Origin of the sequence: Pontibacter amylolyticus (assembly GCF_014638845.1) — a bacterium.
GTDB classification, from domain to species: Bacteria; Bacteroidota; Bacteroidia; order Cytophagales; family Hymenobacteraceae; genus Pontibacter; species Pontibacter amylolyticus.
In genome coordinates, this window is the sequence record NZ_BMFP01000005.1 from 320403 (window position 1) to 336682 (window position 16280).

The 16280-nt window shown below is 53.8% G+C and carries 10 protein-coding genes; 2 read left to right on the plus strand and 8 right to left on the minus strand.

Annotated features, from left to right (window positions below; genetic code table 11):
• Positions 1 to 178 precede the first annotated feature (178 nt).
• The 8 genes from nagB to IEV97_RS14375 form a co-directional block, all read right to left on the minus strand.
• Positions 179 to 2143 (minus strand): glucosamine-6-phosphate deaminase, encoded by a 1965-nt coding sequence (gene nagB, locus IEV97_RS14340; protein ID WP_262890301.1) that lies wholly within the window; start codon positions 2141 to 2143, stop codon positions 179 to 181.
• Positions 2140 to 3393: an ROK family transcriptional regulator gene (locus IEV97_RS14345; protein ID WP_188502167.1), complete on the minus strand. Its 1254-nt coding sequence runs from the start codon at positions 3391 to 3393 to the stop codon at positions 2140 to 2142. Before IEV97_RS14345 ends, nagB begins: the two co-directional genes overlap by 4 nt.
• Positions 3394 to 3759: 366 nt before the next feature.
• Positions 3760 to 4968, minus strand: a complete 1209-nt coding sequence (locus tag IEV97_RS14350) for a C40 family peptidase (protein ID WP_188502168.1) — start codon at positions 4966 to 4968, stop codon at positions 3760 to 3762.
• 82 nt (positions 4969 to 5050) lie between these two features.
• On the minus strand, positions 5051 to 6316 hold the full coding sequence (locus IEV97_RS14355; RefSeq protein WP_188502169.1) for a DUF819 family protein: 1266 nt from the start codon (positions 6314 to 6316) through the stop codon (positions 5051 to 5053).
• 195 nt (positions 6317 to 6511) lie between these two features.
• Complete coding sequence (locus IEV97_RS14360) at positions 6512 to 7579, minus strand: aminotransferase class I/II-fold pyridoxal phosphate-dependent enzyme (RefSeq protein ID WP_188502170.1); 1068 nt, start codon at positions 7577 to 7579, stop codon at positions 6512 to 6514.
• Positions 7579 to 8595, minus strand: a complete 1017-nt coding sequence (locus IEV97_RS14365; RefSeq protein WP_188502171.1) for a dipeptide epimerase — start codon at positions 8593 to 8595, stop codon at positions 7579 to 7581. Before IEV97_RS14365 ends, IEV97_RS14360 begins: the two co-directional genes overlap by 1 nt.
• A 257-nt stretch (positions 8596 to 8852) precedes the next feature.
• Complete coding sequence (locus tag IEV97_RS14370; protein WP_188502172.1) at positions 8853 to 10202, minus strand: D-alanyl-D-alanine carboxypeptidase/D-alanyl-D-alanine-endopeptidase; 1350 nt, start codon at positions 10200 to 10202, stop codon at positions 8853 to 8855.
• A 30-nt stretch (positions 10203 to 10232) separates the two neighbouring features.
• Complete coding sequence (locus IEV97_RS14375) at positions 10233 to 11147, minus strand: N-acetylmuramoyl-L-alanine amidase (protein ID WP_188502173.1); 915 nt, start codon at positions 11145 to 11147, stop codon at positions 10233 to 10235.
• A 758-nt stretch (positions 11148 to 11905) separates the two neighbouring features.
• Here IEV97_RS14375 and IEV97_RS14380 point away from each other — a divergent pair.
• Positions 11906 to 14953: a serine hydrolase domain-containing protein gene (locus IEV97_RS14380; protein ID WP_188502174.1), complete on the plus strand. Its 3048-nt coding sequence runs from the start codon at positions 11906 to 11908 to the stop codon at positions 14951 to 14953.
• A 105-nt stretch (positions 14954 to 15058) separates the two neighbouring features.
• The gene (locus IEV97_RS14385; protein WP_188502175.1) at positions 15059 to 16231 is read left to right on the plus strand and encodes an acyltransferase family protein; all 1173 of its coding nucleotides are present in this window, start codon (positions 15059 to 15061) and stop codon (positions 16229 to 16231) included.
• Positions 16232 to 16280: the final 49 nt, after the last annotated feature.

Here is a 16280-nt window from a genome sequence, read left to right on the forward strand (position 1 = left end):
TTTTAACAAGATCCCCCGAAACCAGTTCGGGATTTTTCAACTTACAGGATGACAAAACAAATTGTAACAGGTCCTGCCTTAGGTTAAATCAGGGTCAATTTTAAAAACCCAGACAAATAAAAAAGCAGCTAAAACAAAGCTAAGCAATTTGCTCCGTTTTAGCTGCTTTTTGTCTAGGCTAGAATTTCCACCTCACGAAAGCCTCCATGGCCTCGTAGTTGGCAAGGCCCAGGTCATCGTAGCTCTTGGCGGTCTCGCGGTTGCGCTCTTCGGCACGTACCCAGAACTCGCGTGCATCGTCGCCCGGGAACACCGGATAGTCTTTCTGCGACTGGTGCTTGAAGATGGCGTTGCGCTTGCGCTGCACTTCCTGCGGCGACAGCGGCACGGCCATTTCGATTTCGTGAGTGGCAAACTCGTGCCAGGCGCCGCGGTACATCCACAGCCAGCAGTCCTGTGCCCACTCTTCGGTTTCACGCAGACGGTTGAGGGCAGCCAGCACGATGTTGAAGCAAACGATGTGTGTGCCGTGCGGATCGGCAAAGTCGCCGGCGGCAAACACTTGGTGCGGCTTCACTTTCTGCAGCAACTCTATGGTCAGCTCCACGTCGATGTCGGTCACCGGTTTTTTCACGGTTTTGCCCGTTTCGTAGAATGGCAATGCCATGAAGTGGATGTGGTCATCGTCCAGACCAGCGTAACGGGCACCGGCAATGGCCTCGCTCTTGCGGATAAAGCCTTTCACATCGCGTATTTCCTGGGTGTCGAGCTGGTTGGGCTGCTTGTTCTCTAGGAAGCTGCGCATGTTGTCGTAGATGCCCTCCAGATGATCGCTCTCCTGCCCGATGCTCCGGTTAAAGTCGATGGCAAACTCCATGTAGCGCAGCACGTCATCGTCCCACACGGCCGTGTTGCCGGAGGTCTGGTAGGCCACGTGCACGTCGTGCCCTTGATCTACCAGGCGGATGAACGTACCACCCATCGAGATCACATCGTCATCCGGGTGCGGCGAGAAAATCACCACGCGCTTGCGGGCAGGCTCGGCACGCTCCGGACGACGTCTGTCGTCGGCGTTCGGCTTGCCACCCGGCCAGCCGGTGATGGTGCTCTGCAGTTTGTTGAAGATATCGATATTGATTTCGTAAGCCGTGCCTTTCTCTGTGATCAGCTGGGCCATGCCGTGGTTGTTGTAGTCCTCCTCGGTCAGCTTCAGGATCGGCTTCTTCACCGTCTGCGACAGCCATATCACCGCCTTCTTGATCTGGGAATCATCCCAAACGCAGTCTTTCACCAACCATGGCGTGTCGAAGCGTGTTAGCTCTGACGCCGCATCCTGGTCCAGTACAAACTCCACGTTGTCAGACAGCTGCAGGTAAGTGGCCGGCACGTCGCCAGATATTTCGCCTTCCACCGCTTTCTTGATGATGGATGCTTTCTTGCCGCTCCAGGCCATCAGGATGATCTCGCGGGCTTTGAAAATGGTGCCGATGCCCATGGTGATGGCTTTGCGCGGCACGTTCTCCTTGCCACCGAAGTCGCGGGAAGCGTCGCGGCGGGTCAGGTCGTCGAGCGTTACCAGGCGCGTTCCGGAGTTGGGCGCAGAGCCCGGCTCGTTGAAACCGATGTGGCCCGTACGACCGATGCCCAGCAGCTGCAGGTCTAGGCCGCCCACCGACTCAATTTTGCGCTCGTAGTCCAGGCAGTAATCGTGTATTTTCTCCAGCGGCAGGGTGCCATCCGGTATGTGGATATTGTTTCGGTTGATGTCAATGTGGTCGAAGAGATTCTCGTTCATGAACGTCACGTAGCTCTGCACGGCCGTCGGCTGCATCGGGTAGTACTCGTCCAGGTTAAAGGTGATCACATTGCGGAAGCTCAGGCCTTCCTCGCGGTGCAGGCGCACCAGCTCGGAGTATACCTTCACGGGTGTGGCACCAGTGGCCAGACCGAGCACAGCCTTTTCATTGCGACCCTGTTTGTATCGGATTAACTCCGCGATACGCTGCGCCACCTTTACGGAAGCGATATATTCATCGGAGTAAACGGTTACCGGAAGCTTTTCAAAACGGGTTTCTTCCAGAAGATTTAATCGTGCCATTTTCTTTGTGCTATAAAGTGATGTTGTGTTTCGTTGTTCTGTTATTTCGTTGATTCCATGCGGTGTTCGAAAATGCGCTCCATCACCGTGGCCACCGGCCCCAGTATACCTGCCTGCGCCCCCAGCTTCGACAGCGCTATTTCAGTGCGCTCGCGCAGCTGCGTCATGCAGTAGGTGTTGATGGATTGCTGGATCGGGGTGGTGAGGTACTGCCGGGCTTCGGCCATTTTACCCCCGATAATGATCAGCTCCGGGTTGAACAGCTGAATCAGCATGGCAATGCCTTTGCCCAGGTTGCGGCCTGTTTCGGCGAGTATGTTGATCGCGTACTGATCCCCTTCGTGAGCAGCCTGAATGATGGCCTGTGGTTCGATTTTCTCCGATTCCTGCCCCGAAAGCGCTTTCAGCAAGGTGTCCTGCCCGGCCTGTAGTCCTTCGCGGGCCATGCGTGCCAGCGCACTTCCGGATGCTACTGTCTCCAGACAGCCGCGCTTGCCGCAGTGGCACAGCACGCCATTTTCTATAAACGGAATGTGACCAAATTCGCCCGCAAACCCCGAGGCGCCCAGCCGCAGCTTCCCGTCCAGGATGATGCCCAGGCCGATTCCCCAATCCAGTGTGAGGACCAGCACATCGCGCTTGCCCTGCGCCGCCCCAAAGCGGTACTCGGCCAGGGTGATGCTTTTGACGTCGTTCTGGATGTATACCGGCTTGTCGAACTTGAGCGCCAGCAGATCCTGCAGGGGCGTTTTGTCCTGACCGGTGAGCAGATAGGTATAGCTGTCTCCTTCTCTGGATGACACCAGACCCGGCATACTCAACCCGATGCCCATCAGTTTATCCGCGTCTATACCTGCCGAAAGCACCAGGCTGTTGGCATACTGGTAGAGCTCTTCGACAGCACCAAGGTCTTTTGAGAGATTCACTGGAAAGGTATGGGTGCCGGTGATGTTGTTGTTCGTGCCGTCGAAAATGGCCATGCGGGTACTGAACTTCTCCATTTCGATGCTCAGCACGAAAAGCGAATTGTTCCGCAGTCCGTACAGCTCCGGCTTGCGCCCTCCCACCGATTCGCCTCTGCCCTGTTTCTCCACCAATCCCTCGGCCATCAGTTCGTTGAGCAAAGCCATAGAGGTTGGCGAACTGATACTGAAGCGGTTGCAAATGTCGGCATTGGAGCGGGCGCCCTTTACATACAGGTGCCGCACAATCTTGATTTTCTGAAGATGCTTTTTCCGCTCGACGTGGTTCAGTTTCTCCAGATACCCTTCTTCCATCGCCAGAAATGCGCCCATGCTATCAGTTTTGGTGTGATAATATAAAGTACGAGGATTAACTGTATAAAAGCAAGTTACTTTAACTAATTTTTTATGAAAGTTGTTTTAGATAACACAAATTTTGATTGAATAATTAGTTTTTGATAAAATTTTTAGTGAAACATAGTGTTCTATTGAGGTGATTCTGCGCTATACCTGTAGCAGCACAGTTAACAGCGCCTGGAGTCAACCTGAAAACTTCAGCTCATAGGACACGAGCGAGGGCGAAAATAATCTGACATAACACGTCATCCACACAGACCCCAGCTTTCTCCCGCTGGTCGAAATGACAATAAAAAAGGCAGTAGCTTGCGCCACTGCCTTTTCATTTATAAATGCTATACCTTATTCATATAGCGGCTTTTCGCGTAAATCCACCAGCGTAGCTTCCGGCGATACCCGCTTGGCGCGCAGGAAGCGGGCAAGTTCGGAAGCATCGTGGTTTTCGGCGGATGGGTTCATGCTGTTGATGCGCACACGACCGGCAGAGTGGATGAACTCCTGGTTTCCGCCGATCCACATACCTACGTGCACCACACGCTCAGGCTTACCGCCTTTGGCAGGCACACCAAAAAACAACAGGTCGCCAGGACGCATTTCATCCCAGCCCTTATCCGTGTTAACCAACTCGCCAATATGCACCTGCTGCGAAGCATCACGCGGCAAAACAAGTCCGTTCATAAAGAAGATCGTTTTGGTAAAACCGCTGCAGTCCATCCCCTTCACGGAAGTGCCGCCCCACAGGTAGGGCATGCCGAGCATCTCCTTGCTGGAGGCCACCAGGTTTTCTTCGGTCGGTTTGCGGGTAGCTACCCATTCTTTGAAATCCATGGCTTCGGCTGTAGACACAAAACCAGTGCGGCCGTCCGGGAAGCTAACTTCGTAGTAGTCTTTTGTCTTGTTCTTCAGCACCATCACGTCGCCGTACACCATGTCGGACACGGTAGTGGTAGCTTTATCGGCTTTGGCATAGGCAAAGCCATAGGTTTTGGTGTAGATCAGCTTCTTGCCCTGCTGCCACTTGTTGAAGGTAGTCTGGTCCATCAAAGCGATGCCGCCATAATCCACCCAGGACAGGTACTGGTCCGGGGTCTGCACTAGGTACCAGCCGTCTTTCTTCTTCCATACCTTCAGCGGAGTGCCCATGGTCGCCTGCGTGGCCAGTTCGGCGGAGTGAGTCGGCTTGGAGCGAATGTTGGCTACTGAAATCGTGACTACAGCATAATGCTTGCCATCCAAAGCTGCTTCCGGCAACACCTGTATACTGTCTACGAACGGCACATTGGCTGCCTGCAGACGCTTCACCAATTCCGCTTTCGCTTCTGGCATATTGGTCTCGCCCAGCAGCATATTACCCTTGGGCTCTACATCGAACAGCGCCACCCGCTTGTCGGGCGCGAACTGTTGCCGCACGGCATCGATGTGTGTTTTGGCCGGGGAAACAGCTGCTTCGGCCTTAGCCGCTGTGGCGGTTTCAGAGGGAGTGCTTTGTGTGCCTGCACAGGAAGCGAGCACCAGCAAAAACAAAAGCACGAAAGGATTCTTCTTGATCATGGTATCGGTTTTTAAGCGACCGTCAGCACCGGGTCTGAAGGCAGCATTATTCACTAAACATTTATCGCTCTATAATAATTCGCTACTGTGGCGCCACCAGTTGCATGAGTATACCTGAAATGTAAGCCCCATAGGTGCCCACGGCATAACCCAGTATCGCGAGCAACACACCCACCGGCGCCAGTGCCGGATGGAAGGCGGCCGCCACAATCGGAGCCGAAGCCGCCCCGCCCACATTGGCCTGACTGCCCACCGCCAGGAAAAAGAACGGCGCTTTAACCAGTTTACCCACAATAAAGAGCAACAGCATGTGCATAGAGATCCAGATGATGCCCACCAGGAACAGCCCCGGCTGACTCACGATAGCGGTCACGTCCATCTGCATACCAATGGTAGCCACCAGGATGTAAAGGAAGATACTGGCTATACGCGAAGCACCCGCTCCCTCCAGGTTGCGGGCCTTTGTGGTGGACAGCAGCATACCAAAAGTGGTGGCCAGCACTACCAGCCAGAAGAAGCCGGAGGTAAGGCTAAAGCGGGCTAAGCCCGGGGCATTGGCCTCAATCCAGGGCGCGATGATATCGGCAAAGAAGTGCGCCAGGCCAGTCAGGCCAAATCCTATACCGCCTATCAGCATCAGATCGGGCATGGTTGGCACGCGCATGATGCTGTTGCGGTAGCGCTCGATTTTGTTCTTCAGCTCATTCACAGCCGAGCTGTCTGCTTTGAAGAAAGCGTCTATCTTCTCTGACCTGCCCGCTCCGTACAGCAGCACCGCCATCCAGATGTTGGCCACGATCACGTCCACGGCGATCACGGCGGAGAACAGGTTCGGGCTGGGCTGAAAAACTTCGTACATCGCCAACTGGTTGGCACCCCCGCCAATCCAGCTGCCCGCGATGGTGGTCAGTCCGCGCCAAACAGCGTCAGGTCCCGCTCCCCCTACAATATCAGGCGCAAACGTGGAAACAATGAGGATCGCAAGCGGGCCACCGATAATAATGCCGACGGTGCCCGTTATGAACATAAGTCCCGCTTTGTGGCGCAGCTTCCAGATCTCTTTCAGATCGAGGCTGATGGTGAACAGCACCAAGCTCGCCGGCAGCAGGTAGCGTGAGGCCATGCCGTACAAAGCTGACGTTTCGCCGGAGATGATGTTGAGGGAGTTTAGTAAGCTTGGAATAAGGTAACATAGCAAAAGCGAGGGCACCACCGAGTAGAATTTCTTGAAGACGGTGCGCTCGCTTGATGATGTTTTGAAAATAATAGCCAGTATAACGACAAGTATGCCCAGCACGACGGCGTCGTTGGTGATGAGGGGTGCTGTAGCGGTAGTGGTTTCTTCCATGAAGTGGTGTAGTGGTCTTAAATAAATTTCTTTTTGTTAAAAGAGCTTTTCGCGCCGGCTCTAGCTCATCCTGTGGCCTTGCATACCTTCACGGCTGTCTTAGCTATACCTTAACCTGAGGCCTCTGGCCCCACCATAGCAGCCACGAGCGTGGATGTTCGCGCATAGCAAATGACCCTGCTGGCCAGGTAAAACCTATACCTGAGCAAACTGATTGATCAATCTCGTTAATCGTTGAATATCCTGCTCCGTGTGCGCACTGCTCAGAATAACCCGTGTTATTGGATCATCGGCAGGTGTCGGGTAGCGGAAGCTGGAGATGATCACGCCTTGTTCCTGCAGGTACGCCGCCAACTGGTGTTCGCGCACGCCAAAAACCGGATACCTTTCAAAGTAACTGAATTGCCCGGGTCGCTCCAAATGCTCCAGGAAATAACTGATGTTCGCAAGCAGCTTCTGCCGGGCTTCACTGAACACAGGTTCGCATTTCAAGAAGGCGTACAGGTAGGCTGGTATAGCCGGGGATGCACCCCCGAAATAGTGGCTGTGCCGCAGCCTGTCAACCAGGTCTTTATCCCCTAAAACCACACCGGCAGGTATACCCAGGGCCTTGCCCATGGAGCTGGCCACGACCAATCGCACGTTTGATTGTAGACGTGCTTTTAGCTGCGCGAACACACCTGCTCCGTCCTCACCCGTCACCCCGAAGCCATGCGAATCATCCACGATCAGTGTGATCTGCTTATCAGTAGGTAAAGCACTCAGCCAGCTGAACCCGTGGTTGCGGGCTTTGAGTGGATCGAGGGAGTTGCAGACCAGGATGATGTGATTTTCCTCCGCTTTATTAACTTGTTGCAGCATCGGCCCAACCCAGGCGTCGTAGTCACCGGTGACTTCGTCGGCAGTGCTGCGCCAGAGGGCCGGGTGTGTGTTGGGGGCGTAGATAAAATGACCGCTTCCCTGCAGGGTCTGCACCAGCGCCTGTCCGGCCAGGTAACCCGACGACATGGTAAAGGCCGCCTCGGCACCTGTATACCTGGCCAGATACTCCTCCACCTCCTCGAACACACGCAATTGCAGGTTGGAGTTGCGGGAACTGGAATAGTTGGTGCCATAGCGGGCCATGCCTTCCAGCACGCACTGCCTGAATGCCTCGTTCACAGGTATACCCAGGTAGGAGGTCCCGCTGAAAAACAGGAACTCCTCCCCGTCCACTACCAGGGTGCGGCCCGGCAACTGATCCGTGTATACTTTGTTGGCCATTAGGCGATCAGGGTCACGCCTGTGCCGTTTACGCTTTCGTTGTAGCTCACCTTGCCGTAGTCGATGGTGACGCCTTTAGCGATGTCTTTGCTCAGCAGCAGGGCCCCGTCCATGTCCACATAGTCAAGCATCGGCAGCAGTTGCGCGATGGCCGATATACCTACGCTGGACTCGGTCATGCAGCCTACCATCACTTTCATGCCCAGGCTCTTGGCTTCGGCGATCATGCGACGGGCAGGTGTCAGGCCACCGCATTTGGTGAGTTTGATGTTCACGCCATGGAACAGGCCGTGGCACTTGGCTACGTCACTTTCGGTGATGCAACTCTCGTCAGCGATCAAAGGCAGTTCGGAGCGCTTGTATACCTCCTTCATGCCTTCCAGGTCGTCGGCCTTCATCGGCTGCTCAATGAACTGCACGCCCAGCTCCTTCAGTTGCTTTGAGTTTTCGATCGTCTCTTCCACACCCCAGGCGCAGTTGGCGTCCACGCGGAAAATAGCATCCGTGTGCTTGCGCAGCTCTTTGATGATGGCCACGTCTTCTTTCGTACCCAACTTGATTTTGTACAGCGGCCACGGCATTTCCTGCAGCTTTTTCACCATGTTTTCGATGGAGGCGATGCCGATGGTATAGTTGGTAAGCGGCATGTTCTTCGCTTCCAGCCCCCAGATTTTGTAGAGCGGCTGGCCTTTCATCTTGCCGAACAGGTCGTTGGCAGCCAGGTCCAGTGCGCAGAGGGCAAAGGGATGGTTCGTCAGATGCGGCTGCATCTGCGCCCAGAATTCCTCCGGCGAGGTCAGCTCGGTCGACTCGATTTTCTCGCGGATGCTTTCGAGCGCAGCGGTCATGCTCTCGATGGTGAAGCCGTAGTAGGGATTGCTGGTCGCCTCACCGTAGCCCTTGTGCTCGCCGTGCTGCAGCTCCACGATCATGGTTGGCTGCACATCGCGTGAGTCGTAGGAAATAGTGAAGGTATGCCGCAGCGGCAGGTCAAAGGAGCGTATCGTTAGTTTCATGGTTGATTGTTTATTGCTGATTGTTGGTTGTTGTTTTTAAACTATTTAACTGCCCTCGCTCGTGTCCCGTGAGTGTGGGTTACTTAGCAGCGTCCCGCCACGTGTGTTTAAAGGCATATCGCTTTTCCGGATTTATCAATCCGGAAGTTAGCTGCTGGGAATTTCCTATTCCCAGCATTCCCACAAACGCGGATTACAAATCCGCAACAGTTAGATTTCGGATTGATAAATCCGAAATAGCCTCCGTATAAAGGTTCTTAATACTTCTCATGCACCTCCGTCATGATACGCTCCATAGCGCTTCTTATCTCAGCGGACGACGTTTTAAAGTTATTATTCATAAAGCTGTACATCAAGAGCTTACCACTTTTGGTGATAATATAGCCACTTTGGTTGTGTACGTGCGCTAGCGTGCCAGATTTGCCAAAAACGAAAGGTATCTCCGCCTTGTAGATAGTCCGGAAAGTACCGGGTCTGCCGCCTACGGCCAGCATAGGCAGCAACTTCTCTTTCGGCCGCTCGGCATGCATTTTCTGCAGAAGCGCGATGATGCTGCGTGGCGTGAACATGTTCATGGAAGAAAGGCCCGAACCGTCGATCCAAACTGGCGCGTCTGGCAGGTCAGATAAGTAATTTTGCACGGCGTACTTGATGGCCCGCTCAACCGAAAGTGTATCAGAAAAAGTGCCGGAGCTTAGCATCATCAATTGCTCAGCCATCAGATTGTCGCTCACCTGCAGCATGCGCTTGAACACAGAATCAGCCGGCAGTCCGTAAAGCACCTGGCCACCGGCAGGTATAGGGCGCTTCACCAGTTTAACCGGGCGTTTCAGCGTGTCGGCCAATAGCTGCACCGTCAGCTCGGGCGAAGTGATAAAAGGCACTTCCTGCGAGAAGGAGATCGAAGCACGTTTCGGGTTGTAAGCAATGTCGTTCGCACGCCACGCCCTGCGGAAGGTATCGCGGTGCGCGCTCTTGGTGGTATCCGGTTTCACGTGCTTTTTGAAAAAGACAGGCGTAGTGGAATAGGCCGTGGTGCTGTCTTTCTTGAATTTCACGATGTTGCCGTGGATTGGGAAAGGGCTGCGCTCCGGTTGGTAGTAGTAGTTGTAGTCGTCCCAGCCCCAGTTGGTGGCGAAGGGCGTGCTGGTCATGGGTGCCTCGATGTAGTAGAGTTTCTCCTTGCGGTTCTTCAGGAAATCGTAGGCGATGTTGTTCTGCAGGTCCATGTGCGTGAAGGTCGGATCGCCGGTGCCCCAGAAGATCAGCGAGTCGCCTTTGGCTACGTACTTGAGCGCAGGGATGGAGTCGCCCAGCATCTTGGAAGCCGCATAAAAGGTAAAGAGCTTGGTATTGGAAGCCGGCACAAAGTATTTATCGGCATTGTGCTCCACCACCGCCTTGCCCAGTTCCGGGTCATACAACACAAAGCCCACAAAGCTTTTCTGCAAAGCCGCCACCTCCATCACCTGCCGCTGGATCTCCGCCGGTCCATAAGGCGCAGGCGCTTCCGCCACAGGTTTGGCAGCGCTACAGCCAAGCAGGAAGAGCAGACTGAGGCAGGGTATAAGTTTTAAGGTATAGCGGGTGAGAAAGGGTTTGGTCATAGTCAAGGATCGTCAGTTTAGTATACCAATTTACAAATACTTCTGATACAGGTTATAAAGTATCAGCTTCTCGTCCTCCGTCAGCGGGCTGTTTACATCATTCTGGATGAAGTGAATCTTGAAAGCACGCACGGCAGCCTCCGGATTGCGCACATCATAGCCAATAATGCGCAGCGCGTCGAGCGGGTTGAAGTGCTCGGGCAGCGTATACTTTGGCACTGTCTCCATCACCAGCAAAGGCGAAGCGTCTTTCTCACCGCCTACAGGAACTTCGCGTAGCACTAGTTCTTTTTCCAGCACATCCTCATCGAACCACAAACCAAATCCATTGTCAGCCAGCGTCTTCCAGGGGAACAGCGGGCTTGGGTCTACTTTGCGCACCGGGGCAATGTCGGCGTGGCCGATGAAATTTTCGGCGGGTATACCGTGCTCTTTTTTGAGCTTGCCCAACACCGCGATCAGGCTGGTGATCATCTCCTCCGGGAAGGGCTCGGAGCCGTTGTTGTCGAGCTCTATACCTATGGAAGAAGAGTTGAGGTCGGTGTTGCTGCCCCACCTGCTGTTGCCGCCGTGCCAGGCGCGCATGTGGTCATGCAGCATCTGGTAAACTTTGCCGTCGCGCCCGATCACGTAATGCGAACTCACACTGGTTTTAGGCATGGTGAAGGTTTTCAGGGTATGCTCGGTAGAGTTCTGCGCTGTGTGGTGAATGATCACGAAGTTGGGCTTGCGCAGGTTGAAGTTGGTGGTACCCACCCAATAATCGCCTTGCGGGTAGGTATGCTCGCCGGTTGGGGCCGCAGGTATAGCCCGCAGCGATTTGGCGTAGGCTTTAGCCTGTTTTTTATACGATTTGTTAGTAGCGGCGTAGGGGTTTGTGGCACAGCTCGCCAGCAGACCGCAGCCTAGTAATAGCGTAAGTGCTTGAGTAAAAATTCGTTTCATGCCTTGTTTACTTATTCAGTAAATATATAAAATCAATTTGGCTATACCTGTTGGTTTATGATGTCGCTAGCTCAGCGTCAGCGTAAATGTGATTGCCTAAGTGGCCAGTTTGTAACTGGCGTAGCGGCAGTTTATCTATAGCTAACCTTATTTGTTTCATTGCTTCGCCTGTGCGGCGGGCATCCCGAAAGCTTTCGGGACAAAAAAATCAAGACGTTTTTAAACTCGCTGACCGCTCTTTGTCGAGGGCCCCTTCCCCCAACACAAAATCGTCGTTTATGCACTTGGCTGATGCTGTTTGTTTCATTGCCAGCGTGCAAGTTACTCTTGCTATACCTGCCAACGGTGCGTGAGAGTATTTGCAAAAGCAACAGCGCTTATACCTGGCACTAGCAGAAACAGACTCCCCTCCTTAGATAAGGAGCGGCAGGGGTGGTTGGACCCGGCATCTGTGAAAATCCTGTAAATCCCTTAATTCTGAAAATCCTGATTCAGACAAAAAGGAATATACCCGATCCGAGATATACCGACTCTAACCAAGTACAGGCAGGCATAAACCACATCCTCACACCCTGATCGAACACGCTATAGGTATACCCGCCATAACATCGTATATTTGGTACTGATTACTTACTTACTCCACGCCCCTAATATTGCTTTTATTTGCAGGAATTTAAAAAATTACCGCAAATAAAAATACTTATACCTGAAAACTATTAAATTGCAGTGTATCTGATAGTAAATAAACCTATATCACCTTGAAACCATCCTATTATCTCTCGATGGCCCTTGTTTTGCTGCTGATTTTCGGCACAAACAACCTGCAAGGCCAGTCCAACAAAGCAAAAACAGGAAAGGCCACTGCCAAAAAAGCGACAGCCCCTAGCTATACGCCGGGCCGCGACGCCGACTTCCTGCAGTACACCAACAGCCGCTGGGTCGACTCTGTCATGAAGACCCTGACGCCTGAAGAACGGATCGCCCAGTTGATCTCGATCCCGGTGTACTCCAACAAAAACCAGGCGCACATCGACTCGATCAGCAACATCGTGAAGACCTATAAAGTGGGTGGGATGATTTTCTTCCAAGGTGGTCCGGTGCGTCAGGCTAAGATGACCAACCGCTACCAGCAGGAAAGCAAAGTGCCGCTGATGATCTCCATCGACGGGGAGTGGGGTCTGGCCATGCGCCTCGACAGCACCATCCGTTTTCCTTACCAGATGGCTTTGGGCGGTATCGACAATGAGCGCCTGATCTACGAGATGGGTGCCGAGATCGCCCGCCAATGCCAGAGATTGGGGGTGCACGTGAACTTTGCTCCTACCGTGGACATCAACAACAACGCCAACAACCCGGTGATCGGCTTCCGATCTTTCGGCGAAGACAAGTATAACGTGGCCAGCAAGTCACTGGCGTACATGAAGGGCATGCAGGACAACCGCGTGCTTGCCAGCGCCAAGCACTTCCCGGGCCACGGCGACACCAACGTGGACTCGCACTACGGGCTACCGCTGATCAACTTCTCCCGCATCCGCCTCGACTCTACCGAGCTGCACCCTTTCCGCGCGCTTATGGACAAAGGTCTGGGCAGCGTGATGGTGGCGCACATGAACATCCCGGTGCTCGACAACACGCCAAACCTGGCCTCTACCCTGTCGAAGCCGATCGTAACGGACCTGCTCAAGAACGAGCTCAACTACAAAGGACTCGTGTTTACCGACGCCCTCAACATGCAGGGTGTGGCCAAGTTCTACCCTCCGGGCGTTGTGGACGTGAAGGCCCTAGTAGCTGGTAACGACGTGATGCTGAATACGATGGATGTAAAAACCACCATCCAGGAAGTAAAGAAAGCCATCGCCAACAAAGAGATCACACAGGCTGAGATCGACGCACGTGTGCGCAAAGTATTGGCCGCCAAGCAATGGGTGGGCCTCGACAAATGGGAACCGATCGAAACGAAAAACCTGATCGCCGACCTCAACAACCCGCACGCACAGTACCTGAACCGCCAGCTGACCGAGGCTTCGCTTACCCTGCTGCGCAACAAAAACCACATCCTGCCGATCCAGACCCTCGATACCTTAAAGGTAGCCGCACTGGCAATTGGCACTACGAAAGAGACCTCTTTCCAGCGTGACCTGGCCCGTTATACCCAGGTAGACACTTTCTTCCTGAAGCCAACCAACTCTATTGAAGAGCTACAGGCCATGAAGGAGAAGCTGAAGGACTACAACCTGATCATTGCGGGTGTGCATGCGCTGCAACTGAAGGCAGGTAGCAGCAATTTCGGCATCACCGCCGAGATGAACCTGTTCCTCAAGGAGTTGATCCGTAATAAGAAAACCATCGTGAGCGTGTTTGGCAACGTGTATAGCCTCGCCGAGATGGAGAGCCTCAACAAAGCAGACGCTGTGATTGCCGCTTACCAGGAAAATGCCGTTACGCAGGACCTTGTTTCGCAGATGATCTTCGGAGGTATAGGAGCCACCGGCAAGTTACCGGTAACCGTGAGCAATTCTTTCAAGATCGGTGACGGCCTGCTGACCCATGGTGGTGTTCGCCTGGCCTACTCCATGCCGGAGGCGGTAGGTATAAAGTCACAGGATCTGGCAGGTATAGACTCGCTCGTGCACCAGGCGATTCGCGAAGAAGCTGCTCCGGGTGCACAGGTACTCGTGGCAAAAGACGGCAAGGTGATCTACCACAGAGCCTTCGGTTTCCATACCTACGACAAAGAGCAGCCGGTGCGTGTAGATGACCTGTACGACCTGGCTTCGGTGACGAAGATCAGCACTTCCATGGCGGCGCTGATGCGCCTGAAAGGAGAAGGCCGCTTTGATGAGAACCAAACGCTCGGCACTTACTTGCCAATGGCTGCCGGCACCAACAAAGCCGACCTCAACTACCGCGACATCCTCACGCACCAGGCCCGCCTCAAGTCCTGGATTCCGTTCTGGAAAGAGACCGTGAAGAAAAACGGAAACTTCAAGTGGCGCACCTTCAAGGCCGATTCTTCGGCCCGCTTCCCGATCAAAGTGGCGGATAACCTATACATCCACCGCAAGTATGCGGACAAGATCTACAAGGAGATCCTAGAGTCGCCGCTGAACGAGAAGCCGGGATACGTATACAGCGACCTGTCGTTCATTCTGGCACCGAAAGTAGTGGAGAACATCACAGGCGTAGGTTTCGAGACCTACCTGCAAAACTCCATCTACAAGCCACTGGGCGCTACTACCTTGACGTTTAACCCTTACAAAGACTACCCATTGTCGCGCATTGTGCCGACTGAGTTTGAGCCGCACTTCCGCAAGCAACTCCTGCACGGCACGGTGCACGACGAAGGCGCTGCCATGCTGGGCGGTTTGAGCGGCCACGCGGGTCTGTTCGGCAACTCCAACGATGTAGCCAAACTGATGCAGCTATACCTGAACGACGGCCAGTATGCCAATAAGCGCTACATCGCCGAGAACGTGGTGAAGGACTACAGCAAATGCCAGTTCTGTGAGCAGGGCAACTACCGCGCCCTCGGCTTTGACCGTCCGGCCAAACCAGGCGCGCCAAACAGCAATGCCGCGCCAAGTGCTCCGGTAGAGAGCTTCGGTCACTCCGGTTTCACGGGCACCTATACCTGGGTTGACCCGGTGAATAACCTGGTGTACGTGTTCCTGAGCAACCGCGTGAACCCGACCCGCGAGAACAACAAGCTGAGCAAACTCAATACCCGCACCGGTGTGCTGCAAGTGGTGTACGACGCCATGGGCAAGAGCAAGGAGAAACAGCCGGCAAAGGCATCTGTGAATTAATCATATAAGGTATAGCCGTCCCGAGCCAAATGGGGCGGCTCCCTTTTTGTACATTGTAGCATCATCGCTATACCTTAATCATCGCTATACCTTAAATGCACTCCGATGACTAAACTATCTACAGCACCTTCTTTGACCGACGACGGCTTGCTGCGTCCGAAAACCTACGAGCGCTACCTTTCCCTGGATGTGCTCCGCGGCCTCACCATCGCGCTGATGATCGTGGTGAACAACCCCGGCAGCTGGGGCAGCATTTATGCGCCTTTCAAGCACGCTGCCTGGCACGGCTTCACCGTGACTGACCTGGTGTTCCCGTCCTTCCTGTTTGTGGTGGGCAACGCCATGAGCTTTAGCATGCGCAAGTTCGAAAGGCAACCCGACAGCGTGTTCCTGCGCAAAGTGTTCAAGCGCACGGTCCTTATTTTCCTGATCGGCCTGTTCCTCAATCTCTTTCCGTTTATCACACGGACAGAAGGGGTTATCGTCATGAAAGATTTCACAGCGGTTCGTATCATGGGCGTGCTGCAGCGTATAGCTCTGTGCTATTTCATCGCTTCGCTGGCCGTGCATTACCTCAAATTCAAGGGGGCCGCTATTTTCAGTGTGGTCGTGCTGTTTGGTTACTGGGCTGTAATGTACTTCTTCGGCGACTCCGCTGATCCGTATAGCCTTGCCGGCAATGCCGCCCGCAAGTTCGACGATCTGATCATACCTGAAACCAACCTCTACAAAGGCTTTGGCATACCGTTCGATCCGGAAGGATTGCTGAGCACGCTTCCCGCCACCGTGAACGTGATAGCCGGTTACTTTGCCGGTCTATTCATCCAGAAAAGCGGCAACAGCCTAAACACTGTCTTCAAGCTGATGCTGGCAGGCGCCGCACTGGTGGCCATGGCATTGGTTTGGGATATCTATTTCCCGATCAACAAGCCAATCTGGACAAGTTCTTATGTGCTGCACTCCGTTGGTCTGAGCGTGATGCTGATCGCCGGCCTGATGCTGGTGATTGAAGTGCTGGGCTTTGCGAAGTGGTCTTACTTCTTCGAGGCATTCGGCAAGAACCCGTTGTTCATCTTCGCCTTTGCGACGCTGGTGATCAAGCTCCTCAACTTTATCCGCATCGGTGATATGAGCCTCCAGAAGTGGCTCTATACAAAACTTTTCCTGAGCTGGACAGAGGGAGAAACCGCTTCCCTCCTCTTCGCCCTGGCCTATATGCTGGTGATGTGGGTGATCGGATTCTGGATGGATAAGAAAAAGATCTATGTGAAGGTTTAGGTATACCTTATACCTGAGTCAAAAAGCCTGTTCCTTAACCGGGGCAGGC